This is a genomic window from Streptomyces sp. RLA131 (genome assembly GCF_056270125.1).
Genome location: NZ_JBWDOQ010000002.1, coordinates 1107616 through 1130402 on the forward strand (window position 1 = coordinate 1107616; position 22787 = coordinate 1130402).

Here is a 22787-nt window from a genome sequence, read left to right on the forward strand (position 1 = left end):
CACACTATCTACTCGCCGCTGTCCCGGGCACGGCGCTCCACGACCTTGCGCCGCCGGGCGAGAACGACGCTCGCCCCGGCCGCGGCGACCGTGAAGGCGGTGGCCACCACCCAGGGGCGGTCGAGGCAGCGCCCGGTGACGTGGTCCACCGAGTAGCGTCCGGCACCCGCGATCCCCACGCAGACCGCGGAGTAGCCGAGGAACGCCGGGTACTCGAAACCGCCGGACGCGGCGAAGAACCCGCCCGGGGCGTGCACGGCCACCGCTGCGGCCATGGCGCCCGCGGCGGCCGCCCCGGCGGCCGGGGTGGCCAGGCCCAGGACGAGCAGCGCGCCGCCGCCGGCCTCGCCGAGGCCGGCCGCCACGGCGCTCTGCCTGCCGGGTTCGAAGCCCATCTGCTCCATCCCGCCGGCCGTGGCGTCCAGCCCTTGGCCGCCGAACCAGCCGAACAGCTTCTGCGCGCCGTGGGCGAACAGCACTCCGCCCAGGCCGACGCGCATCGCGAGCAGTCCGATGTCCCTCCGGTGACGCTGAGCCATGACGGGTCCTCTCCTGGCGGGGGTACCTGTCCAGTGTCCGCCGGGGGCGGCCAGTCCGCCGCTCGGGCTGGGCCGATCGGGCTGGGCCGATCGAGGATCCGGAGGTGATCTCCCCGGGAATCGCGGGTACAGCCGGAAATAACGACGTGCGGTCCGTGGTTCGTGCGCACAGAGCGATGTGGAAGGAGCCCTGATCAGGGTGAGTACTCCAACGGCCGGGGCGGGGGCGGCGGTCCGCGCGGCGGACTGGCGCAACCCGCTGCGCGACCCCGGCGACCGCCGTCTGCCCCGAATCGCCGGCCCGTCCGGCCTGGTGATCTTCGGGGTCACCGGTGACCTGTCCCGTAAGAAACTGATGCCCGCCATCTACGACCTGGCCAACCGCGGTCTGCTGCCGCCCGGCTTCTCGCTGCTGGGCTTCGCCCGGCGGGACTGGGCGGACGAGGACTTCGCGCAGATCGTCCACGACTCCGTGAAGGAGCACTCGCGGACGGAGTTCCGGGAGGAGGTCTGGCAGCAGCTCGCCGAGGGAATGCGTTTCGTACCGGGCGAGTTCGACGACGACGATGCCTTCGAGCGGCTGCGCGTGGCGGTCGGCGAGCTGGACAAGGAGCGGGGGACGAGCGGCAACTTCGCGTTCTATCTCTCCGTGCCGCCGAAGTTCTTCCCCCAGGTGGTGCGGCAGCTCAAGAAACACGGGCTCGCCGACGCGCCTGGGGGGTCCTGGCGGCGGGCGGTCATCGAGAAGCCCTTCGGGCACGACCTGAAGAGCGCCGAGGAGCTGAACCAGGTCGTCCATGAGGTCTTCCCGCCCCAGGACGTGTTCCGGATCGACCACTACCTGGGCAAGGAGACGGTCCAGAACATCCTGGCGCTGCGGTTCGCCAACACGATGTTCGAGCCGCTGTGGAACCGCTCGTACGTGGACCACATCCAGATCACCATGGCCGAGGACATCGGTATCGGCGGCCGGGCCGGCTACTACGACGGCATCGGCGCCGCCCGTGACGTCATCCAGAACCACCTGCTCCAACTCCTCGCCCTCACCGCGATGGAGGAGCCGTCGGGCTTCGACGCCGATGCCCTGGTCACGGAGAAGCTCAAGGTGCTGCGGGCGGTCAAGCTCCCGGACGACCTGGGCCTGCACACGGTGCGGGGCCAGTACGCGGCCGGCTGGCAGGGCGGCGAGGAGGTGGTCGGTTACCTGCAGGAGGAGGGCATCGACCCCCGGTCCAGGACCGACACCTACGCCGCCGTCAAGCTGGAGATCGACAACCGCCGCTGGGCCGGGGTGCCGTTCTACCTGCGGACCGGCAAGCGGCTCGGGCGGCGCGTCACCGAGATCGCGGTGGTCTTCCAGCGCGCCCCGCACTCCCCCTTCGACACCACCGACACCCAGGAGCTGGGGCAGAACGCCCTGGTCATCCGGGTCCAGCCGGACGAGGGCATCACGGTGCGCTTCGGCTCCAAGGTGCCGGGCACCTCGATGGAGATCCGGGATGTCACCATGGACTTCGCGTACGGCGAGTCCTTCACCGAGGCCAGCCCGGAGGCCTACGAGCGGCTGATCCTGGACGTGCTGCTCGGTGACACCAACCTGTTCCCCCGCCTCCAGGAGGTGGAGGAGTCCTGGAAGATCCTCGACCCGATCGAGGCGCACTGGGACACGCACGGCAAGCCCGAGCAGTACATCTCCGGGACCTGGGGCCCGAGAGCCGCGGACGAGATGCTCGCACGAGACGGCAGGAGCTGGCGCCGGCCATGAACATCGACCTGACCCACACCACATCGAGCAAGATCAACTCAGCGTTGGTCAAGGCCCGCCGTGCCACCGGCAGTCCGGCGGTCGGCATGGTGCTGACCCTGGTCATCGTCACCGACGAGGGCAACCACTACGACGCCCTCAAGGCGGCCACCGACGCTTCCAAGGAACACCCCTCGCGGATCCTGGTCGTCATCAAGCGCCCCGGCCGGTCCTCGCGCGACCGCCGCACGGCCCGCCTGGACGCCGAGGTACGGGTGGGCGGCGAGACCGGCACCGGCGAGACCGTCCTGCTGCGCATGCACGGCGAACTCGCCGACCACGCGCACAGCGTGGTGCTGCCGCTGCTGCTGCCGGACGCGCCCGTCGTGGTGTGGTGGCCGGTGGACGCCCCGGAGAACCCGGCCAAGGACCTCCTCGGCGCCCTGGCCCAGCGGCGGATCACCGACGCCTACGCGGTCGAGGGCGCACCGCGGCAACTGGACCTGCGCGCCGCCTCGTACACCCCCGGCGACACGGATCTGGCGTGGACCCGGCTCACCCCCTGGCGCAGCATGCTGGCCGCCGCCCTCGACCAGGCCCGCGCCGACGTCACCTCGGCGGCGGTGGAGAGCGAGGCGGACAACCCGAGCGCCGAGCTGCTGGCCCGCTGGCTGGGCGCGCGGCTGCGGGTGCCGGTGGAGCGGGTGATCACCGACGGCCCGGTCGTGACGGCCGTACGGCTGCGCACGGCGGACGGCGAGGTGTACATCGACCGGCCCGAGGGGCCGCTGGCCACGCTGTCCATTCCCGGCCAGCCGAGCCGGCACCTGGCGCTCAAGGTACGCACGACCGCCGAGCTGATCGCCGAGGAACTGCGCCGCCTGGACCCGGACGAGGCGTACGCGGAGGCGCTGCGGTACACCGGGCACCAGCCGGACAAGGAGCCCGCCCCGGCCTGACGGGCGGCCCGGCCCCTACTTCAGGAGCCTGGACAGGCGGCGGTCCGCGAGGGGCTTGCCGCCTGTCTGGCAGGTCGGGCAGTACTGGAGCGAGGAGTCGCTGAAGGAGACCTCGCGCACCGTGTCCCCGCAGACCGGGCAGGGCTCGCCGGTGCGGCCGTGCACCCGAAGGCCGCCCTTCTTCTCCGCCTTGAGTCTGCTCACGTCCTGGCCGCGCGAGCGCTCGACGGCCGCCCGCAGGGTGTCCGCGACGGCCTCGTACAGCCGGGCGGTGTCCTGTTCGGTCAGGGTCGCGGCGAGTTTGAACGGTGACATGCGGGCCGCGTGCAGCACCTCGTCGGAGTAGGCGTTGCCGATGCCCGCGACGACGCTCTGATCGCGCAGGACGCCCTTGATCTGGCGGCGTTCACCGGCGAGCAGCGCGGTGAAGACCTGGAGGGTGAAGTCCGGGGCGAGCGGGTCGGGGCCGAGCCGGGCGATGCCGGGCACGTCCCGGGGGTCGGCGACGCAGTACACGGCGAGGCTCTTGCGGGTGCCCGCCTCGGTGAGGTCGAAGCCGGCGCCCTCCTCGGTTCCGGCGAGGACCAGCCGCAGTGCCAGCGGCCCCCTGCCGGGGCGGGGCGGGGCCGCGGGGAACGTCTCCTTCCACTGCAACCAGCCGGCGCGGGCGAGGTGGAGGACCAGGTGGGGGCCGTCCTCGGTGGCGATGTCCAGGAACTTGCCGTACCGCCGGACGCCGGTGACCGTGCGGCCCTCCAGGGCGCTCAGCGGCGGGTCGTACGTCTTCAGCACGCTCACCGCGACGGGCAGCACCCGGGCGACGGCACGGCCGGTGAGCCGCTCGGCGAGGAATCCGGCGAGGGCCTCGACCTCCGGGAGTTCCGGCATACGAACAGTGTGCCGCAGGGGGATCCGGGGCGCAGCGCGACGGTGTCGGGGTGCCGCGCGACGCGGTCCGGGGCGCCGCCGCGACCCGGGGCCCGGCGCCGCCGCGACCCGGGTTCCGTCCTGCACGGTTCGTCCACAGGCGGAACTGGACATCGGACAGACGGACATGAATGATCAGGGACCATGGCTGAACCTCTCCCGATGCCCGCCGTCCCCGACGGTCCGGCTGGGCGTGCGCTGGATCCGACCGAGGTCATTCCGCGCCCCCGGCCGCCGCAGCGGAGCGCGGCCGGCGCCGCCAGGGTGATCAGCGGCGAGGTGGTCGGCCCCCGTCACCGCGCCCGGCGGGCCCACCGCCCCGGCCCGGGCTCGGCGGTCACCGTGGTGCTGTCGGCGACCGGCGCGGTCGCCGGGCTGTCGCTGCTGATGCCGCACGGCGGCGGATCGGCGGACGCGGCCGGGGGCCACACGCACCGGCCCGGGAAGTCGGCGCCCGACGGCGGCGTGGCGGAGGCCGTCACCGGCGCGGCGGCGGTCGCCGGGGCCGGCGAGGCGGAGACGGTGTCCGCCACGGACCGTACCGCGACGGCCACGACGACGATCACCTCCACCGTCACCGACACCTCGGCCACCACCGGCACGTCGACGACGACCACCAGCGGCCGGCACGCCAGGAGCAGCGGCAGCTGGGACACCGAGGACTGGCAGGAGGCCGTGGCCACCGCCGCCGCGGCCCAGCGCTCCACCCAGCAGGGGCAGAACGGCCGCCACCGCGCCGACCGCCCTCAGGGCGGCCAGGGCGGCCGGCAGCGCTGATCCGGCGTTACGGCAGGTTCTGCTCGGCCCAGATGGTCTTCCCGGCCGCGGTCTGCCGGGTCCCCCAGCGCTGGGTGAGCGCCGCGACCAGCAGCAGCCCGCGGCCCCCCTCGTCGAAGTACCGCGCCCGGCGCAGATGGGGGGCGGTACTGCTGCTGTCGGAGACCTCGCAGATCAAGGTGGCGTCGCGGATCAGCCGCAGCTGGATGGGGCCCTCGCCGGCGTAGCGGATGGCGTTGGTGACCAGCTCGCTGACCACCAGTTCGGTGGTGAAGACCAGCTCCCCGAGGCTCCATTCCTCCAGCTGCTTGGCGACCTTCTTGCGCGTCCCGGCGACCACCGCCGGGTCGCAGGACAGCACCCAGGTCGCGACATGGCCGGCGTCCAGCGTCCGGGTGCGGGCGACGAGCAGGGCGATGTCGTCGGCGGGCCGCTCCGGCAGCAGCGCGTACAGCACGTTGTCGCAGGTCTCGTCCAGCGAGTGGGACGGGCGGGTCAACGCGCGGCCGAGCAGGGTCAGTCCGGTGTCCACGTCATGGCCCGCCGACTCGATGAGGCCGTCGGTGTACAGGGCCAGCAGGCTGCCCTCGGGCAGTTCGAACTCGACTGCCTCGAAGGGCAGGCCGCCCAGGCCGAGCGGCGGCCCGGCCGGCAGCTCCGGGAACTCCACGCGGCCGCCGGGATAGACCACGACGGGCAGCGGATGGCCAGCCCGGGCCACGGTGCAGCGCCGTGTCACCGGGTCGTAGACGGCGTACAGGCAGGTGGCGCCGATCTCGCCGGCGGGCCGGCCGAACCCCTCCGCCGTCCCGGGGCCCTCTTCGAGATCGAGGCGGATGACCAGGTCGTCGAGGTGGGTGAGGAGTTCGTCGGGCGGCAGCTCCACGTCGGCGAGTGTGCGCACCGCCGTACGCAGCCGTCCCATGGTGGCCGACGCGTGGACGCCATGGCCGACGACGTCGCCGACCACCAGCGCCACCCGCGCGCCGGACAGCGGCAGGACGTCGAACCAGTCGCCGCCGACACCCGCCTGGGAGCCGGCCGGCAGATAGCGGGAGGCGACCTCGACGGCGGCCTGCGCGGGCATCCGCTGCGGCAGCATGCTGCGCTGGAGGGTGAGGGCGGTGGCGCGCTCCCGGGAGTACCGGCGGGCGTTGTCCACGCAGACGGCGGCGCGGGCCGCGATCTCCTCGGCGAGCAGCAGATCGTCGTCGTCGAACGGGTCCATGGTGCGGTGGCGCAGGAAGAGCGCGAGGCCGAGGGTGGTGCCCCGGGCCCGCAGCGGCACCATCATCACGCTGTGGACCCCGTGGGTACCGATGCTCCGGGAGCGTGCGGCGTCCCCCGCCACCCAGTGGCCGATCTCGGGGTCGCCGACGCTGTGCCGGGAGGCCTTGCCGGTGGCCAGGGCCCTGGCGGGCGGGGAGTTTTCGGGGTAGACGTCGGCATCGCCGACTCCGACCGCCGACTCGGGGCAGCCGGGCAGCACGGACTGCTGGGCGGCGCGGCGGAAGACCACCGGTCCGGCGACGGAGCCCTCGGCGGGCTCCTCACCGCGCACGATGGAGTCGAGCAGGTCGACGCTGACGAAGTCGGCGAAGCGCCCGGCCGCCACATCGGCGAGTTCCTGCGCGGTGCGGCTGACGTCGAGGGTGCTGCCGATGGCGGTGCTCGCCTCGTTGACGACGGCGAGGCGACGGCGCGCCCAGTACTGGTCGGTGGTGTCGAACACGGCGGCGGACACGCCCCGGATCCGTCCGTCCTCGTCCCTGAGCGGGAAGAAGAACATCGACCAGGCGTGCTCACGGGAGTCGCCGGGGGCGCGGGCGTAGTCCTCCAGATGGACCATCTCGCCGGTGCGCACCACCTGCTCCTGGAGCCTGTCGTAGCGGTCGAAGCGCTGACTGCCCGGCAGCTCCGACAGGCGCCGGCCGACCTTGTCGTCCAGCGGCATGCCGAGTTGCCTCTCCATGGCGGCGTTGGCGTCCACCAGCCGTACGTCCTGGTCGTAGACGGCCACCGGGATCGGCATCTGGGACAGCGTCCACCGGCCGAGCTCACCGGGGACGGACCCGTCGGCGACGACGAACCACTGGGTGCCGCCCCGGCCGTCCAGCAGCGGGACCACGCTGACCCGGACCTCCCGGGCGGAGCCGTCGTCACGGCGAGCCGTGACCGGGCCCGTCCACGGCTCGCGGGCGGCGAGGCCGCGCAGCGCCGCCACCGGCAGCGGTGCGGCGAGCAGATCACGGACCGCGCGGCCGACGACATCGGCCGGCCGCGCGCCCAGCAGGCTCGCGGCGGCCTGATCACAAGCGGTGACCTTCCCCCGGGCATCGGCCGCGACGGCGGGGACCGCGGGCGCCGTGCGCCCGCGGCTCTTCCCCTCGCCACCTCGGTCGGTGTCTGTCCCCATCGGCAGGTCTCTCGTCCTTAACCCGGCTTACCCTCAAGGATGATCCCTTCTCCCTCCAGTCTCAACCGGCGCGTCGCGCCCTGTGCACAGCGCCGCACAGCGTTGACACTGGGCCAGGGTGATCGTGAGGAGCGCACGTGACGATGACGATCGGCAGCGACCCGGTGACGCGCGGCGCCCCGGGGCGGCCGGTTCCGCCCTGGGCCCGGGGGGTGGCCGCCGTCGCGGCCGGGGCACTGCCGGCCCTGGCCTTCCCCGCGCCGTCGCTGTGGTGGCTGGCCTACGGGGCGCTGGTGCCGTGGCTGCTGCTGGTCCGGTCGGCACCGACGGGGCGGCGGGCCGCACTGGACGGATGGCTGGGCGGCACCGGCTTCATGATCGCGGTGCATCACTGGCTCTGGCCCGACCTGCATGTCTTCATCGTGGTGCTGGCGCTGCTGCTGGGGGCGCTGTGGGCCCCCTGGGGTTGGCTGGTGCGGCGGCTGCTGTCCGGCGGCGGCGGACCGGGGGGCCGGTGGTCCGTCGCGGCCGGGCTGGTGCTGGTTCCGTGCGGCTGGCTGATGGTGGAGCTGGCCCGGTCCTGGGAGTACCTGGGCGGCCCCTGGGGGCTCCTCGGGGCGAGCCAGTGGCAGGTGGCGCCCGCGCTGCGGCTGGCCTCGGTGGGCGGCGTCTGGCTGGTGAGCTGGGTCGTGGTCGCGGTGAACACGGCGCTGGCGGTGCTGATCGCGGTGCCCCGGCGCCGGGGGGCCGCGGGGGCCGCGCTGGTGCTGGTGGCCGTGGTGGCGGGCGCGGTGTGGCGGTGGGCGCCGCTGCCGGGGGCCGTCGGCGGCGGGGCCGGCGTGGTGCGCGTGGCGGTGGTGCAGCCGGGCGTGGTCACCGGTACGCAGGCGCGCTTCGACCGCGCCGAACGGCTCACCAGGACGCTGGCCGGCAGCGGGGCCGGCCTGGTGGTGTGGGGGGAGAGCAGCGTCGGCTTCGACCTGACCTCACGGCCGGACATCGCGCGCCGGCTGGCCGCGCTGTCGCGGGACGTCGGCGCCGATGTGCTGGTCAATGTCGACGCCCGGCGGGCCGACGGCAAGGGCATCTCCAAGACGTCGGTACTGATCGGCCCGGACGGCCCGGTGGGCGAGAGCTACGACAAGATGCGCCTGGTGCCCTTCGGCGAGTACATCCCGGCCCGTTCGCTGCTGGGCTGGGCCACCTCGGTCGGCAAGGCGGCCGGCGAGGACCGGCGGCGCGGCGACCACCAGGTGGTGATGGAGGCCGGTGACCTGCGCATCGGCCCCCTGGTCTGCTTCGAGTCGGCGTTCCCCGACATGAGCCGCGCGCTGGCCGGCAAGGGCGCGCGGCTGCTGGTGGCCCAGTCCTCGACCTCGTCCTTCCAGCACAGTTGGGCGCCCGCGCAGCACGCCTCGCTCGCCGCGCTGCGCGCCGCCGAGTCCTGGCGCCCGGTGGTGCACGCCACGCTCACCGGCATCAGCGCGGTCTACGACGCCCGCGGCCGGCAGGTGGGCCGCCGGCTCGGTACGTCGAGCAGCACCACGGCCGTCTACGACGTACCGCTGGCCGACGGGCGCAGCCCGTACGACCGGTACGGGGACTGGGTGGTGAAGCTGGCGGCGGCCCTGCTGGCGGTGGCGGGCGGGTACGAGGCGGCGCTCAGGAGCCGGTCCGGCCGTCGATCGCGGTGACGATCCGTTCGCACAGCTCGTGGGTGCGCAGCGCGTCCTGTGCGTCCAGCCGGGTCCCGCCGCGCACGGCGTCCAGGAAGGCGCCGACCATCTGCTCGAAGCCGCGCTGGCGCGCCACGGGCACCCAGTCGCCGCGCCTGCGGACGGTGGGCTGGCCCTTGTGGTCGATGACGTCGGCGATGTTGACCACCTCGCGCTTGGTGTCGTCGCCTGAGACTTCGAGGCGTTCTTCGGTGGAGCCGCTCATCCGGTTCATGGCGCCGATGGCGGTGAACCCGTCGTCGCCGGACAGCTGGAGCACGATGTGGTGGACCAGTCCGTCCCGCACCTTGGCCCGTACGTCGATGTGGGCGATGCCGGCGGGCGCGAGGAAGCGCAGGGTGTCGGCGACATGGATGAAGTCGTCGTAGACGAAGGCGCGCGGCTTCTGCGGCAGGCCAACCCGGTGCTTCTGCAGCAGGATCAGATCCCGGGGGTGCTCCAGGCACTGCGCGTAGGCGGGCGCGTAACGGCGGTTGAAGCCCACCATGAGGCTGACGCCGCGCTGCTCGGCCAGGGCCACGAGGTGTCCGGCGGCCGTCAGGTCGTCGGCGAGCGGCTTGTCCACGAAGACCGGGACACCGGCCTCGATCAGGCGCTCGGTGATCGCGACGTGCCGCGCGGTCGGGGCGTGCACGAACGCCGCGTCCAGGCCCGCGTCCAGCACTGAGTCCAGGGTGGGGTGGCGGTGCCCGAGCCGATGGCTGTCGCCGACCCGGTCCAGGGTGGCGCGGGTGCGGGTGTGCAGATGCAGTTCCACGCCCGGCAGGGCGGTGAGTACGGGCAGATAGGCCTTCTGCGCGATGTCGCCGAGCCCGATCATCCCGATCCTCATGACGTTCAGCATATTGCGTCGCGCCCGCCGTGCCCCGGCGGCCATGATGGCCGCCATGACCACGAAGCGCACCGATCCGCCCAACGTCGCCGGAGAACGCACCCTGCTGGAGGGTTTCCTCGACTACCACCGCGACACCCTCGCCCTGAAGTGCGAGGGCCTCACCGACGCCCAGCTGCGCGAGGCGTCGGTGTCCCCGTCGGAGCTGACGCTGCTGGGGCTGGTCCGGCACATGGCCGAGGTGGAACGGGGCTGGTTCCGCCATGTCCTCGCCGGCGAGCAGGCCAAGCCGATCTACTACAGCGAGGAGGACCCGGACGGCGAGTTCCACGGGCTCGACGAGGCGGGGACTGCGGAGGCGTTCGACACCTGGCGGGCGGAGGTCGAACACGCCAGGGCACTGGCCGCGGAGCACGGGCTCGACGACCTGGGCAGCCGGGTGCGCCGCAGCGGCGAGCGGGAGGAGTTCTCGCTGCGCTGGATCTACATCCACATGATCGAGGAGTACGCCCGGCACAACGGCCACGCCGATCTGATCCGTGAGCGCCTCGACGGCGCCACCGGCGAGTAGGCCCGGGCACTGCCCGCCCCGAAGATCACCCTTGCGGGGAATACCCATGATCCACCCGGCAGACGAGAATTGTCCGGGTGCGTCGACTGACAGTGGTGGTGATCCTGGCTGCGGCTTCGGCCGTCTCCGGGTGTGTGACGGTGTCCCAGCGGCCCCCGGCCCCGGACCGGGCCGCGGCCCCCGGGCCGGCGGCGGCTTCGTCCGCGACGGCCCGTCCGGTGCCGATCGTGCAGGGCCCGGCCCATGAGGTGCTCGCCAGCGTACGGCCGGAGGAGCCCGGGGAAGCGGCCGGGGGGCCCGCGGACCACCGGCCGGGGGCCGGGCCCCGGCAGCGCGTCGCGCACCCGCGCCGGCCGGTGCCCCGTCCTGCCCCGGCACCCGCCCCGGCCGCACCCCGGCCGCGCGGGGCCGCGCCCGCGGCCGGCGGCGGCGCCGTCTGCGACATGGGCGAGAAGTACGGCGGGTGGGCGGGCCAGAGCGACGCCTCCCGGATCTGCCGTCAGGCCTACGGCAACTGATCGGAGCCGGTCAGCCGCAGCTCCATGCGCCCGATCGCGGCCCGCACCCCGTCCCCGTACGCGTCCTCGCTGAGGGCCGTGCAGGCCTCCCGGGCCCGGCCGAGGTGGCTGCGCGCCATCCGCTCCTCGCCCACCCGCCAGTAGGAGGCGGCGAGATTGAGGTGCAGCGACGCGTAGAAGCCGCGCGCCGACTCCCCCGTCATCCCCGAGGCGGCGCGCAGCGCCCGTACGTCCCAGGTCAGTTCGTCCTCCGGGTCGTCCTGGGTGTCGGCCATGTAGTGCGCGAGCGTGCAGCGGTGGAGCGGGTCGCCCTCCTCGCCGATCTGCTGCCACAGGGCCGCGAAGCGGTTGCGCGCCTCTTCGCGGTCCCCGCCGTGCAACAGCATCGCCACCTGGCCGATCCGGGTCATGACCTCGTCTTCTGCCACGAAACCCACGCTATACGGCGGCCCGGGCAATCCGCGTCAGGCGCGTGCCGTGGAGCGGCCGCGCGATGACCCCTGTGCACCGCGCGGCCCGTCGTGTCACGCCGTGCCGAGGTCGGGGATCCGCCAGTCGACCGGGTCGTGGCCCTGCGCCTTGACCGCCTCGTCGATCTGGGTGAAGGGCCGGCTGCCGAGGAAGAGCTTGGCCGACAGCGGCGACGGATGGGCACCCTGCACGACGGCGTGCCGCGTGGTGTCGATGAGCGGGAGCTTCTTCTTGGCGTAGTTGCCCCACAGCACGAAGACGGCCGGGTCGGGGCGGCCCGCGACGGCCCTGATGACGGCGTCGGTGAACTTCTCCCAGCCCTTGCCCTTGTGCGAGTTGGCCTCGCCCTCGCGGACGGTCAGCACCGCGTTGAGCAGCAGCACACCCTGGTGCGCCCAGGGCATGAGGTAGCCGTTGTCCGGGACCGGGTAGCCGAACTCCTCCTTCATCTCCTTGTAGATGTTGCGCAGCGAGGGCGGTGTCCTGACGCCGGGCCGTACCGAGAAGCACAGCCCGTGCCCCTGGCCCTCGCCGTGGTAGGGGTCCTGGCCCAGAATCAGCACCTTGACCTGGTCGTAGGGGGTCGCCTCCAGCGCGGCGAAGACCTCGTCCCGGGGCGGGAAGATCCTGCGCTCGGCGCGCTCGGCCTCGACGAACTCGGTGAGCTCCTTGAAGTAGGGCTTGTCCAACTCCTCACCGAGGACGGCCTGCCAGGACTCGGGCAGCATGCTGGGCACGTCAGGAACCTCCGGTACGCGATCCGTTACTGCGAAAGAACGTACCGGGAGCCACTGACAATCGCTCACGCCATGTCGAGCCGGGCCCTCAGCTCGGGGTCGAGGTCCAGGTCGGCGGCCGGCAGCAGTTCGTCGAGCTGGGCCACGCTGCTCACGCCCAGGATGGGTGTCACGGGCACCGCGCCGCCCAGCAGCCAGGCCAGCACGACCTGGTTGGGGGTCGCGCCGATTTCCCCGGACACCTCGCGCAGCACGCGCAGGCGCGCGGTCGAGCCTTCGTGCGCGTACTGCGCGAGGAGGGGTTTGTCGTCGCGGGTGTACGCGCCCGCGATGAGCGTGGAGTACCCGAGGACCGACAGGTCGGGCTGGGCGCCCGCGTAGTCCAGCAGCTGGTCGTCCACCGCCCGCTGGCAGCCGAAGTGGGCCTGCGGGCGCGGCTTGAGGTAGGTGTGGCGCTGCTGGACGACCTGGTAACCGGGCAGGCCGCGCTCGCCGGCGATGCGGCGGGCCTCGGCGATGCGCCAGGCGGGGTGGTTGCTGACGCCGAGGGTGGTGACGGTGCCGTCGGCGACCAGGCCGGCGAAGGCGCCGACGGTCTCCTCCAGGGGGACACTCCGGTCGTCGATGTGGGCGTAGTACAGGTCGACGTGGTCGGTGCCGAGCCGCCGGAGGCTGCCCTGGACGCCTTCGCGGACGGCCGTGGCGGCCAGGCCCTCGGAGTTCCCGAGGTCGCCGTCCTCGTCGATCCAGCGCGTGCCGCGCGAGAGGTCCGGCCGGGCGCCGACCTTGGTCGCGACCACCGTCCGGTCGCGGGCGCGCCGGTCGGCGAGCCAGCGGCTGAGGACGAGTTCGCTCTCGTCGCCGGTGGCGCCGTCCACCCAGCAGGCGTAGTTGTTGGAGGTGTCGACGAAGGTGCCGCCCGCCTCCGTGAAGCGGTCGAGGATCGCGAAGCCGGTCTTCTCGTCGACCGTCGTACCGAAGGGCAGCACTCCCAGGCAGACCGTGCTGACCTGGGGTCCGGTCCCGCCGGCGAGGGTGCGATAGCGCAACGTAGGTACTCCTTGCGTGAAAAGAGGTGCACAGTCCCTGTTGATGTCAGGGACTGTGCACCTTGGAGTACGGACGAGGGCAAGCCCCCGCGAACGGCCTCAGCCCACGAAGGCGTTGAGCTGGATGCCGCCGTCGATGACGAGGGTCTGGCCGGTGATCCAGCCGGCCGCGTCCGAGAGCAGGAAGGCGGCCGCTCCGCCGATGTCCTCGGGCACGCCGAGCCGCTTGAGGGGGTAGGCGGCGGCCGCCTCCTCCTCGCGGCCCTCGTACAGCGCGGCGGCGAACCTGGTCTTGACCACGGCCGGGGCGATGGTGTTGGCGCGGACGCCCGGGGCCATCTCGGCGGCCAGCTGGGTGGTGAGGTTGATCATCGCGGCCTTGCTCATGCCGTAGGCGCCGATGAAGGGGGAGGCGCTGAGACCGGAGACGGAGGCGATGTTGACGATGGCGCCGCCGTTCTCCTTCTGCCACGCCCGGTAGGTCTGCTGGGCGAAGCCGAGGGCGGAGATCACGTTCGTCTCGTAGACCTTGCGGGCCACGCCGAGGTCGAGTTCGGCGATGGGGCCGAAGACCGGGTTGGTGCCGGCGTTGTTGGCGAGGTAGTCGACGCGGCCGAACGCCTCCATGGTGCGGGCGACCACCTCGGCCTGGTGGGCCTCGTCGTGGGCCTTGCCGGCGACGCCGATGACGCGGTCGGAGCCGAGGCGTTCGACGGCCTCCTTGAGGGCGTCCTCGTTGCGGCCGGTGATGGTGACGCGGTCGCCACGCGCGACGAGGGCCTCGGCGATGCCGTAGCCGATGCCGCGGCTCGCGCCGGTGACGACGGCGACACGGCCGGAGTCGGGCCGGTCGCTGCTGTTGCTGCTGCTGGTGCTCGTGGTGCTGCTCATGATGCTGGGGGCTCCTTGTCCGCGCGTCAGTTGAGCGGGCCGCCGGCCACGTACAGGACCTGGCCGGACACGAAGCCGGCCGCGTCGCCGGTGAAGAAGGCGATGGCGTTGGCGATGTCGTCGGGGTTGCCGACCCGCTGGACCGGGATCTGGGTGGCCGCGGCGGCCTGGAACTCCTCGAAGCCCATGCCGACACGGGCGGCGGTGGCGGCGGTCATGTCGGTGACGATGAAGCCGGGGGCGACGGCGTTGGCGGTGACGCCGAACTTGCCGAGCTCGAAGGCGAGGGTCTTGGTGAAGCCCTGGAGGCCGGCCTTGGCGGCGGAGTAGTTGACCTGGCCGCGGTTGCCGAGCGCCGAGGACGACGACAGGTTGACCACGCGGCCGAACTTGGCGTCCACCATGTGCTTCTGAACGGCGCGGGTCATCAGGAAGGCGCCGCGCAGGTGCACGTTCATGACCGTGTCCCAGTCGGACGCGCTCATCTTGAAGAGCAGGTTGTCGCGGAGCACGCCCGCGTTGTTGACCAGGATCGTCGGCGCGCCCAGTTCCGCCGCGACCCGGGCCACGGCGGCCTCGACCTGGGCCTCGTCCGACACGTCGGCGCCGACGGCCAGGGCCTTGCCGCCCGCCGCCCGGATCTGCTCGACGGTGTCCTTGCAGGCACCCTCGTCGAGGTCGAGTACGGCGACGGCGCGGCCCTCCGCGGCCAGGCGGACGGCCGTGGCGGCGCCGATACCGCGCGCGGCCCCGGTCACGATCGCTACGCGCTGCTCGGTGGTCGACATCTGTTCTCCTCAGCCCGGTGTGTGTTCCGGCCGCACCGACATGAGCGACCGCTTAGTACGTCCCGTAGCCGAAACCGTAGGAGGGCCGTGACCCTGTGTCAACGCCAGCGCGGCCGATGTGGCTCACCGCACCAGCAGATCCAGCAGCCGGTCCACCTCGGCCCGCGGGTCCCGGGTCAGCCCGGTGTGGATCGGCCCCGGCTGGACGATGGTGCTGCGCGGCGCCGTCAGCCACCGGAAACGGCGTCCCGGGTCGTCCTGCGCGGCCTGTCCGGCCAGCTCGCCGCCCGCGCAGATGCCCTCGTACCCGCGCAGCGCGGCCCGTACGCCGTCCACGTCCACCTCCGCGTCCAGGCACCGCAGCCGGGCCTCGTCCAGATGGACCCGGGCCCCGACGAAGGACCTGGCCCGGCAGTACACCAGCACTCCGGCGTTGATCTGCTCGCCCCGCGCGATGCTGGGGATCACCCGGACCAGCGCGTACTCGAAGACGTCACGGTCGCTCACTGCGCGGCCTTTCCCTCGACCCAGGTGCGCAGCCACTCCGGCGGCGCCTGCTTCTCCTTCTGCGGGGCCGCCAGCTTGATCCGCTCGTGCACGGATCCGGCACGGGCGGCCAGCACCTTCTCGTACGCCTTCCGGACCTCGGCGGGCCCGGCGAAGCCCGGCTCGTCCGCCAGCCACTCGTCGGGGATCAGGGCGGTCACCTCGCGCAGCAGATCGGCGGTGACCCGGGGCGCCAGCCCGGCGGCCGCGGCCGCGACGTCCGGGGAGAAGCGGGACAAGGCGTGGTCGGAGGCGTCGTAGGGCTTGGCCGCCGCCTGGTCGGCGCCGCGCCAGCTGTGGTGGAAGATCAGCGAGGCACCGTGGTCGATCAGCCACAGGTCCTTGTGCCACACCAGCATGTTGGGGTTGCGCCAGGAGCGGTCCACATTGCCGATGAGGGCGTCGAACCAGACGACGCGCCCGGCCTCGGCGGGGCCGACGTCGAAGACCAGCGGGTCGAAGCCGAGCGATCCCGGCAGGAAGTCCATGCCCAGGTTGAGGCCGCCGCTGGCCTTGAGGAGGTCCTGGACCTCCTGGTCGGGCTCGCCCAGGGCGATCACCGGATCGAAGTGGAACCGCACCAGCTCCGGCACCCGCAGGCCCAGCCGCCGGCCCAGCTCCCCCGCGATCACCTCGGCGATCAGCGCCTTGCGGCCCTGCGCGGCGCCGTGGAACTTGACGACATAGGTCCCGAGATCGTCCGCCTCGACGAGTCCCGGCACCGATCCGCCCTCCCGCAAGGGGGTCACATAGCGGATCCCTGTTACCTCAGTGAGCATCGCACCAGGTTACGGGCCCGAGATCGGCCGCGAGCCACCCGGTGTGTCGCCGGGCGTACCGGGAAATCACCGGGAGTCTTGAACCCGTCGGCGGGGAGATCCGTATGACACAACGAGGGTGATCACTCGCCCCACCGGGCGGACACTCCTCCGCCGCCCGGTCCGATCAAGGCAACAGGAAGTGACCCATGGCCGAGACGTCCCCCCTCACAGGTACGCCGACCCGCCGCACCGTCGTCGCCGGCGTGGGCGCGGCCGGCCTCGCCGCGGCACTCGTGGCCTGCGGCGATTCCAGCGACCCCGGCTCGGCCGTCGTGGCGCCCTCGACGTCGGCCGGGTCGCCGTCCGCCGGATCGTCCTCGTCGTCGGCCGCCTCCGGGAACGGCGCGGAGGCACTCGCCAAGACCACGGACATCCCGGAGGGCGGCGGCAAGGTCTTCGCCGACCAGAAGGTGGTGGTGACCCAGCCCGCGGCCGGTGAGTTCAAGGCCTTCACCGCGGTCTGTCCGCACCAGGGCTGCCTGGTCAACGCGGTGGCCGACGGCACCATCAACTGCCCGTGCCACGGCAGCAAGTTCAAGATCGCCGACGGCAGCGTGGTCACCGGCCCGGCGACCCAGCCGCTGGCCCCGGCCACCATCAAGGTCAGTGGTGACTCGGTGACGCTCGCCTGAGCGACGCGATCACCTCCGAGGCCCTGGTGACGGTCGCGACCAGCGCCAGGGTGTGCCGCAGGACGGCGTCGGTGTACTCCTGCGGTACCCCGGCGACGGCGTCGGCCGGGACCACGGCCTCGTAGCCGAGGTTGACCGCGTCGAAGACGGTGTTGGGCACCGCCACATTGGCCGAGACGCCGGTGACGACGAGCGTGCGGATGCCCAGGTTGCGCAGCAGCGCGTCCGCGCCGGTGCCGGCCAGTGGCGACAGGCCGTGCAGCCGCCGCAGCACGAGATCGCTGTCGGCGACCGGGATCTCCTCGGCCAGTTCGGTGGCCCAGGTCCCCGCGGTCTGACGGACGGCCAGCCGTTCCGCGGCCCGGAAGAGCCGGGCGTTGCGGCTCGCGCCCCGGCCGTCGGAGCGGCGTTCCGCGATGGCGTGCACGACGGTGGCGCCCGCCGCACGGGCGGCGGTGACCAGTTCGGCGATCCGGTCCAGGGTGCCGGCCTCCCTGACGGCGGCGGCGAGTTCGGGCAGCGCCCCGTCCGGGCCGACCACCCCGCGCTGGCACTCCACGGTGAGCAGGGCGGTGGCCGACGGGTCGCGCACAAGCGCGTCGAGTCCTCGTGGATACGGCATGGTCACGCACCTTAACTGACGGATCGTCAGCCGGTAAGGTGCACGGATGACCGCCACACAGCGGCGCGGCCGCCGGATCATGATGACGCCGGACGAGACCGACGCCTTCCTGCGCGAGCAGCGCACCTGCCGGGTCGCCACCGTCTCGCCGGACGGCCGTCCGCATGTCGGCGCGCTGTGGTTCGCCTGGGACGGCACCTCGCTGTGGCTGTACTCGATCACGCGCAGCCGCCGCTGGGCGGATCTGCGGCGGGACCCCCGGGTCGCGGTGGTCGTGGACGACGGCCTGGAGTACGGGGAGCTGCGCGGGGTGGAGCTCTCCGGCAGCGTGGAGTTCGTCGGCGAGGCCCCGCGCACCGGTGAGCCGCATCAGGCGCTGGAGGCGCCCGAGCGGCTCTTCGCCGCCAAGAACTTCGGCCTCGACACCATGGTGCACGACGGCCGGCACGCCTGGCTGCGGCTCACCCCGGACGCGGTCACCTCCTGGGACTTCCGCAAGATCACGCAGGGCTGACGCCCGGCAGGCCCCGGCAGTGCCCCGGCGGCGCCTGCGTCGGCCCCGGCGACGCGGCGGCCCGCGCTCACTCCGGGGCGACGTCGGCGCCCGCCGTGCGCAGCGCGTCCACCGCGACCCGGATCGCCGGCCGGCGGTCCGCGTCGGAGCGCCAGACCGCGTAGATGTGGCGCCGCATGGTGTGCCGGACCGGGACCGCGCGCACCCCCTCCGGCAGCGGGCCGCGCCCCAGCCGCGGCGCGACCGCCACTCCGAGCCCGGCGGCGACCAGCGCGAGTACGGTGTGGTGCTCCTCGGCGTGGTGCGCGATGCGGGGTTCGACACCCTTGCCCCGCAGCGTGAACAGCAGCCACTCATGGCAGAAGCCGCCGTCCGGCCAGGCGATCCAGTCGTCGTCCGCGAGCTCGCCGAGATCGACCTCGGCCCGGTCCGCGAGGGGGTGGCCGGGGGGCAGCGCGACATCGGCGAAGTCGTCCAGGAGCGGCTGCTTGGCGAGTCCGCCCGGCAGCGACAGCGGCTTGTTGTACCAGTCCAGGACGACCGCGAGGTCGATGTCACCGCGCACCAGGCGGACCAGGGCGGGCTCCGGCTCCATCTCCTGGATCATCGCCCTCAGCTGGGGATATCCCTGCCGCATCGCCACCAGGGCCTGCGGGAACAGCCCGCGCACGGCGGTCGGGAAGGCGCCCATGCGCAGCTCGCCCACCGGGGCTCCGCGGTGTGCCTCCAGGTCGGAGTGGGCCAGCTCGACCTGGGACAGGATCCGCCCGGCGTGGCCGGACAGCAGCTTGCCCGCGTCGGTCAGCCGTACCCCGCGCCCGTTCTTGGCGAGCAGCTGCTGACCGGTCTCGCGTTCCAGCTTGCTCATCTGCTGGGAGACGGCCGAGGTCGTCACATGCAGGATGTCCGCGGCGGCGCTCACCGAGCCGTAGGTCGAGATGGCGTGGAGGATCCGGAGGCGCTCCAGGTTCAACATATAAGCAACCCTACGCTGTCCCTGTTACCAATACTCGCTTGTCCTAAGAGGTCGCAACGGTCAAGGTGGTCGGTATGAGCGCAACCGCCGCACAACCCGCAGCCGAGTCCGCCGCTACACCGGCTGCCTCACCTGCCGTCCCCCCTCGCGGCACCCCGGCCGCCGGGAGCCCCGTCCGCCTCCTCCCCCGCGCCGGCCTCGACTGGCGGGTCCGCTGGACCGTGCTCGCGCTCATCTGGGGCTTCAGCTTCCTGTTCATCAAGGTCGGCACCGAGGCCTTCGCCCCGCTCCAGGTCACCCTGGGCCGGATGGGCTTCGGCACGGCGGTGCTGGTCGCCGCCGTCGCGGTCAAGCGGGAGCGGATCCCGCGCGGGGCACGCACCTGGGGCCATCTGGCCGTCGCGGCGTTCCTGCTCAACGCGCTGCCGATGACGCTGTTCTCGTACGCGGAGCTGACCATCCCGTCCACCCTCGCCGGGATCTGCAACGCCACGACTCCGCTGTGGAGCATGGTGCTGTCGGTCGTGGCGTTCTCCGAGGACCGCCCGACCCGGCAGCGTGTCGTGGGCGTGGCCATCGGCTTCGTCGGCGTCCTGACCGTCCTCGGCGCCTGGCAGGGCTTCTCCGGGCAGGACCCGGCCGGCACCATGATGGCCCTGGCCGCCGCCGCCAGTTACGCGGTCGGCTGGATCTATGTGCGCCGCACCCTGAGCGCCAGCGGCAACTCGGCCCTGTCGATGTCCGCGCTCCAGCTGCTGCTGGCCACCGCGCAACTGGCCGTCGTCACCCCGCTGTTCACCTCGATACCGACGTCGTTCCCGGTGCTGCCGCTGCTCGCCGTGGTCGCCCTGGGCGCGCTCGGCACCGGCTTCGCCTTCCTGCTCCAGTACCGCCTGGTCGCCGAGAAGGGCCCGACGATCGCGACCATGGTCACCTACCTCATCCCCGTCATCGCCACCGCGGCCGGCGTCGCGATCCTCGGCGAGCAGCTGAGCTGGAACGAGCCGGCCGGGGCCCTGATCGTGCTGGCCGGCGCCGCCCTGACGCAGCGTCAGCCGAGGCGGCCGGTCCGGTAGGGCCGTACGGCGTCGGCGATCGCGTCCGCGAGAGCGGGGAGTTCGCCGACGTCCAGCGGTGACACGGTCACCCGCACACCCGGCGGGGACGCCAGCCGGAAACGGGCCCCGGGGGCCACCGCCCAGCCGGACTGGAGCAGCCGGGTGACCGCGCCGGTCTCGTCGGGGACCGGGACCCAGATGTTCATACCGCTGCGCCCGTGCGCGGGGACGCCCCGCGCGGCCAGCTCCCGCAGCAGACCGTCGCGCCGGGCCGCGTAGGCGGCGGCCACCCGGTCCTCGCGCACGGCGCCGCCGCGCCACAGGTGCACCACCGCGTCCTGCAGCAGATGGCTGACCCAGCCCGGCCCGAGCCGGTGCCGGCCGCAGACCCGGTCGACGGTGACGGGGTCGCCGGTGAGGACGGCCAGCCGCAGGTCGGGCCCGTACGCCTTGGCGGTGGAGCGGACCAGCATCCAGTGCCGGGTGCTGCCGGCCAGCGGGTGCAGCGGCAGCTCGACGAGGCCGTGGACATGGTCGTCGTCGACCACCAGCACCTCCGGATACCCGGACAGCACGTCCCGCAGCGCGGCCGCCCGCCCGGCGGAGATCACCGCCCCGGTCGGATTCTGCCCCCGGTCGGTGACCACGAGGGCCCGGGCCCCCTGCCGCAGCGCGCGCTCCACCTCGCCCGGCAGCGGGCCGTCGTCGTCCACCCCGACGGGCACCGGCCGCATCCCCAGCGCCGGGACGAGATCGAAGACGCTGCCCCACCCCGGGTCCTCGACGGCGACCACGTCCCCGGGGCGCAGATGCGCGGTGAGCGCCCGCTCGATGGCGTCCAGCGAGCCGGAGGTGACGCCGACCGGACCGTCGGGCACCCCGTCGGCGTCGAACGCCTCGCGGGCCAGCCGGGCCAGCTCCCCGTCCACCGCGGAGCCGCCGTACATCATCGGCTGCCGCGCGTGCCGGGTGGCCGCGGCGGCCAGGGCCTCGCCGAGCGGGGGCAGCAGCGCCGGGTCCGGATTGCCGGTGGCCAGGTTGCGTACGCCCGGCGGCACCTCGATCCGGATCTCGTCCCGGGCGCTGGTCGCCGGGCGTGGCAGGACCCGGCTGCCGCGCCGCCCCGCCGTCTCGATCACTCCCCGGTCCCGCAGCAGGCGGTAGGCGGCCGCGACGGTGTTGGGGTTCACCGCCAGCTCGCCCGCGAGTTCCCGCAGCGGGGGCAGGCCGGCGCCGGGCCGCAACGCGCCCTCGCTGACGGCCCGTTCGATACCGGCGGCAATCTCTGCTGCGCCACGTCCGGTGAACGTATAGTCTCCTAGCACAAAGACTATTATGCACTAGTTCAAAAAGGACGCACCCACCATGGCCGAATACCGGGCGACCGACCGGACCGTCCCCACCCGCAGCGCCGAGCGCGCTTCCCACGACCGCGACGTGGTGCACGCGATCCTCGACGAGGGCTACGTCTGCCACCTCGGCTTCATCCGCGACGGCGCTCCCGTCGTCCTGCCCACGCTCTACGCCCGTGTCGGCGAGCGGCTCTATGTGCACGGCTCCACCGGCTCCCGCCCGCTGCGCGGGGCGGCCCAGGATCCCGGACTCGCGGTCTGCCTGACGGTCACCCATGTCGACGGGATCGTGCTGGCCCGCTCCGCCTTCCACCACTCCATCAACTACCGCTCGGTGGTGGTGCACGGCACCGCCCACCAGGTCACCGACCCCGCCGAGCGCACCCGCGCCCTGGACGCCCTGGTCGACCACATCGTCCCCGGCCGGGCCGAGGACTCCCGCCGCGCCAACGCCAAGGAGCTCGCCGCCACCTCCGTCATCGCCCTGGACCTGCACGAGGTCTCCGCCAAGATCCGCACCGGCGGCCCCAACGACGACCCCGAGGACCTCGCCCTCCCCCACTGGAGCGGCGTACTGCCCGTGCTGCGCGGCTACGGCACCCCGGTCCCCTCCGCCGACCTGGACCCCGCCATCGCCGTCCCCGCCTATCTCGCCTGAGGAGAACCGTGCTGATCCATCCCTGGGACGCCGCCCTCGACGACGCCGAATGGCAGACCTGGCTGGCCGCCCACGACTTCGGCCAGCTCGCCGTCAACGGCCTGCCCGGGTGGCCGCCCGTCGTGCAGCCGCTGCACTTCGCCTACGACGCCGGGCGCGCCGAGGTGGTCACGCATCTGGCCCGCCCCAACCCCGTCTGGGCCGCCGTCGCCGCCTGCCCGTACGTCACCCTCAGCGTGGTCGACGACCACACCTTCATCCCCGGCCCCTGGCACGCCCCCGACGGAGCCCCGCCCGAGCACGGCACCCCGACCAGCTTCTACGCCGCCGTCCAGCTGCGCTGCACCGCCCACGTCGTCGACGACCCCCAGGGCAAGGCCGACCTCCTGCACCGCCAGCTCGCCCACTTCCAGCCCGCGGGCGACCACGCCCCGGTGGCCCCGGACACCGCGCCCTTCGGCCGGATGCTCCCCGGCATCCGTGGTCTGCGCCTCGAAATCACCGACGTCCGGGCCAAGTTCAAGTACGGCGGCAACAAGCCCCGGTCCCTGCAACACGAGGTCTCCGACCGCCTCGCGCACCGCGACGCCCCCGGCGACACGGCCGCCCGCGCCCATCAACTGCGGCGCCTGACGGCCACGTCCGGCGACTGA

Annotated in this window: 25 protein-coding genes; 11 read left to right on the forward strand and 14 right to left on the reverse strand. The window is 73.2% G+C overall.

Annotated features, from left to right (window positions below):
- Positions 1-8: 8 nt before the first annotated feature.
- Positions 9-539 (reverse strand): DoxX family membrane protein, encoded by a 531-nt coding sequence (locus tag RWE79_RS05950; RefSeq protein WP_475938955.1) that lies wholly within the window; start codon positions 537-539, stop codon positions 9-11.
- A gap of 199 nt (positions 540-738) precedes the next feature.
- Here RWE79_RS05950 and zwf point away from each other — a divergent pair, with 199 nt between their 5' ends.
- Positions 739-2304, forward strand: coding sequence for a glucose-6-phosphate dehydrogenase (gene zwf, locus RWE79_RS05955; RefSeq protein ID WP_475938956.1), 1566 nt, complete (start codon positions 739-741; stop codon positions 2302-2304).
- Positions 2301-3242: a glucose-6-phosphate dehydrogenase assembly protein OpcA gene (gene opcA, locus RWE79_RS05960; protein WP_475938957.1), complete on the forward strand. Its 942-nt coding sequence runs from the start codon at positions 2301-2303 to the stop codon at positions 3240-3242. The genes zwf and opcA overlap by 4 nt, the downstream gene beginning before the upstream one ends.
- A gap of 15 nt (positions 3243-3257) precedes the next feature.
- Here opcA and RWE79_RS05965 read toward each other — a convergent pair whose 3' ends face one another.
- Positions 3258-4130, reverse strand: a complete 873-nt coding sequence (locus RWE79_RS05965; RefSeq protein ID WP_475938958.1) for an Fpg/Nei family DNA glycosylase — start codon at positions 4128-4130, stop codon at positions 3258-3260.
- Positions 4131-4313: 183 nt separating this feature from the next.
- Between RWE79_RS05965 and RWE79_RS05970 the strand changes: the two genes are divergently transcribed.
- Positions 4314-4946, forward strand: coding sequence for a hypothetical protein (locus RWE79_RS05970; protein ID WP_475938959.1), 633 nt, complete (start codon positions 4314-4316; stop codon positions 4944-4946).
- Between the two features lie 7 nt (positions 4947-4953).
- Here the strand turns inward: RWE79_RS05970 and RWE79_RS05975 are convergent, their stop codons facing one another.
- The gene (locus RWE79_RS05975) at positions 4954-7362 is read right to left on the reverse strand and encodes a SpoIIE family protein phosphatase (RefSeq protein ID WP_475938960.1); all 2409 of its coding nucleotides are present in this window, start codon (positions 7360-7362) and stop codon (positions 4954-4956) included.
- Between the two features lie 143 nt (positions 7363-7505).
- Here RWE79_RS05975 and lnt point away from each other — a divergent pair, with 143 nt between their 5' ends.
- Positions 7506-9056 (forward strand): apolipoprotein N-acyltransferase, encoded by a 1551-nt coding sequence (gene lnt / locus RWE79_RS05980; protein ID WP_475945622.1) that lies wholly within the window; start codon positions 7506-7508, stop codon positions 9054-9056.
- On the opposite strand, the gene RWE79_RS05985 is transcribed toward lnt, so the two are convergent.
- A complete protein-coding gene (locus RWE79_RS05985) occupies positions 9025-9930 on the reverse strand; it encodes a Gfo/Idh/MocA family protein (protein WP_475938961.1) in 906 nt (301 codons plus the stop codon). The genes lnt and RWE79_RS05985 overlap by 32 nt on opposite strands.
- Positions 9931-9985: 55 nt before the next feature.
- Here RWE79_RS05985 and RWE79_RS05990 point away from each other — a divergent pair, with 55 nt between their 5' ends.
- Positions 9986-10501, forward strand: coding sequence for a DinB family protein (locus RWE79_RS05990; protein WP_475938962.1), 516 nt, complete (start codon positions 9986-9988; stop codon positions 10499-10501).
- 77 nt (positions 10502-10578) lie between these two features.
- Positions 10579-11019, forward strand: coding sequence for a hypothetical protein (locus RWE79_RS05995; RefSeq protein WP_475938963.1), 441 nt, complete (start codon positions 10579-10581; stop codon positions 11017-11019).
- Here the strand turns inward: RWE79_RS05995 and RWE79_RS06000 are convergent.
- The 7 genes from RWE79_RS06000 to RWE79_RS06030 all read right to left on the reverse strand — a co-directional run bounded on the left by RWE79_RS06000 (position 11007) and on the right by RWE79_RS06030 (position 16280).
- Positions 11007-11429 (reverse strand): hypothetical protein, encoded by a 423-nt coding sequence (locus RWE79_RS06000; RefSeq protein ID WP_475945624.1) that lies wholly within the window; start codon positions 11427-11429, stop codon positions 11007-11009. The two genes, RWE79_RS05995 and RWE79_RS06000, sit on opposite strands and share 13 nt — an antisense overlap.
- Positions 11430-11543: 114 nt before the next feature.
- Entirely contained in the window at positions 11544-12218 is a 675-nt protein-coding gene (gene ung, locus RWE79_RS06005) for a uracil-DNA glycosylase (protein ID WP_475945626.1), read from the reverse strand.
- Between the two features lie 74 nt (positions 12219-12292).
- Positions 12293-13276: an aldo/keto reductase gene (locus RWE79_RS06010; RefSeq protein WP_475938964.1), complete on the reverse strand. Its 984-nt coding sequence runs from the start codon at positions 13274-13276 to the stop codon at positions 12293-12295.
- A gap of 99 nt (positions 13277-13375) precedes the next feature.
- The gene (locus RWE79_RS06015) at positions 13376-14167 is read right to left on the reverse strand and encodes an SDR family oxidoreductase (RefSeq protein WP_475938965.1); all 792 of its coding nucleotides are present in this window, start codon (positions 14165-14167) and stop codon (positions 13376-13378) included.
- A 26-nt stretch (positions 14168-14193) separates the two neighbouring features.
- Positions 14194-14955 (reverse strand): 3-oxoacyl-ACP reductase FabG, encoded by a 762-nt coding sequence (fabG, locus tag RWE79_RS06020; protein ID WP_475938966.1) that lies wholly within the window; start codon positions 14953-14955, stop codon positions 14194-14196.
- 123 nt (positions 14956-15078) lie between these two features.
- Positions 15079-15462, reverse strand: coding sequence for a DUF3037 domain-containing protein (locus RWE79_RS06025; protein WP_475938967.1), 384 nt, complete (start codon positions 15460-15462; stop codon positions 15079-15081).
- Entirely contained in the window at positions 15459-16280 is an 822-nt protein-coding gene (locus RWE79_RS06030) for a HipA family kinase (protein WP_475938968.1), read from the reverse strand. The genes RWE79_RS06025 and RWE79_RS06030 overlap by 4 nt, the downstream gene beginning before the upstream one ends.
- A 188-nt stretch (positions 16281-16468) precedes the next feature.
- Here RWE79_RS06030 and RWE79_RS06035 point away from each other — a divergent pair, with 188 nt between their 5' ends.
- Complete coding sequence (locus tag RWE79_RS06035) at positions 16469-16954, forward strand: Rieske (2Fe-2S) protein (protein WP_475938969.1); 486 nt, start codon at positions 16469-16471, stop codon at positions 16952-16954.
- Here RWE79_RS06035 and RWE79_RS06040 read toward each other — a convergent pair.
- A complete protein-coding gene (locus RWE79_RS06040) occupies positions 16926-17576 on the reverse strand; it encodes a cysteine hydrolase family protein (protein WP_475938970.1) in 651 nt (216 codons plus the stop codon). The two genes, RWE79_RS06035 and RWE79_RS06040, sit on opposite strands and share 29 nt — an antisense overlap.
- Before the next feature lie 46 nt (positions 17577-17622).
- Between RWE79_RS06040 and RWE79_RS06045 the strand changes: the two genes are divergently transcribed.
- A complete protein-coding gene (locus RWE79_RS06045; protein ID WP_475938971.1) occupies positions 17623-18090 on the forward strand; it encodes a pyridoxamine 5'-phosphate oxidase family protein in 468 nt (155 codons plus the stop codon).
- Positions 18091-18157: 67 nt separating this feature from the next.
- Here RWE79_RS06045 and RWE79_RS06050 read toward each other — a convergent pair whose 3' ends face one another.
- Positions 18158-19066 (reverse strand): LysR family transcriptional regulator, encoded by a 909-nt coding sequence (locus tag RWE79_RS06050; RefSeq protein WP_475938972.1) that lies wholly within the window; start codon positions 19064-19066, stop codon positions 18158-18160.
- A gap of 74 nt (positions 19067-19140) precedes the next feature.
- Between RWE79_RS06050 and RWE79_RS06055 the strand changes: the two genes are divergently transcribed.
- Positions 19141-20142, forward strand: coding sequence for a DMT family transporter (locus tag RWE79_RS06055; RefSeq protein ID WP_475938973.1), 1002 nt, complete (start codon positions 19141-19143; stop codon positions 20140-20142).
- On the opposite strand, the gene RWE79_RS06060 is transcribed toward RWE79_RS06055, so the two are convergent.
- The gene (locus tag RWE79_RS06060) at positions 20118-21449 is read right to left on the reverse strand and encodes an aminotransferase class I/II-fold pyridoxal phosphate-dependent enzyme (protein WP_475938974.1); all 1332 of its coding nucleotides are present in this window, start codon (positions 21447-21449) and stop codon (positions 20118-20120) included. The two genes, RWE79_RS06055 and RWE79_RS06060, sit on opposite strands and share 25 nt — an antisense overlap.
- A gap of 40 nt (positions 21450-21489) precedes the next feature.
- On the opposite strand from RWE79_RS06060, the gene RWE79_RS06065 reads away from it, so the two are divergent.
- Both RWE79_RS06065 and RWE79_RS06070 read left to right on the forward strand, forming a co-directional pair.
- A complete protein-coding gene (locus RWE79_RS06065; protein ID WP_475938975.1) occupies positions 21490-22134 on the forward strand; it encodes a pyridoxamine 5'-phosphate oxidase family protein in 645 nt (214 codons plus the stop codon).
- An 8-nt stretch (positions 22135-22142) separates the two neighbouring features.
- Positions 22143-22787: an FMN-binding negative transcriptional regulator gene (locus RWE79_RS06070; RefSeq protein WP_475938976.1), complete on the forward strand. Its 645-nt coding sequence runs from the start codon at positions 22143-22145 to the stop codon at positions 22785-22787.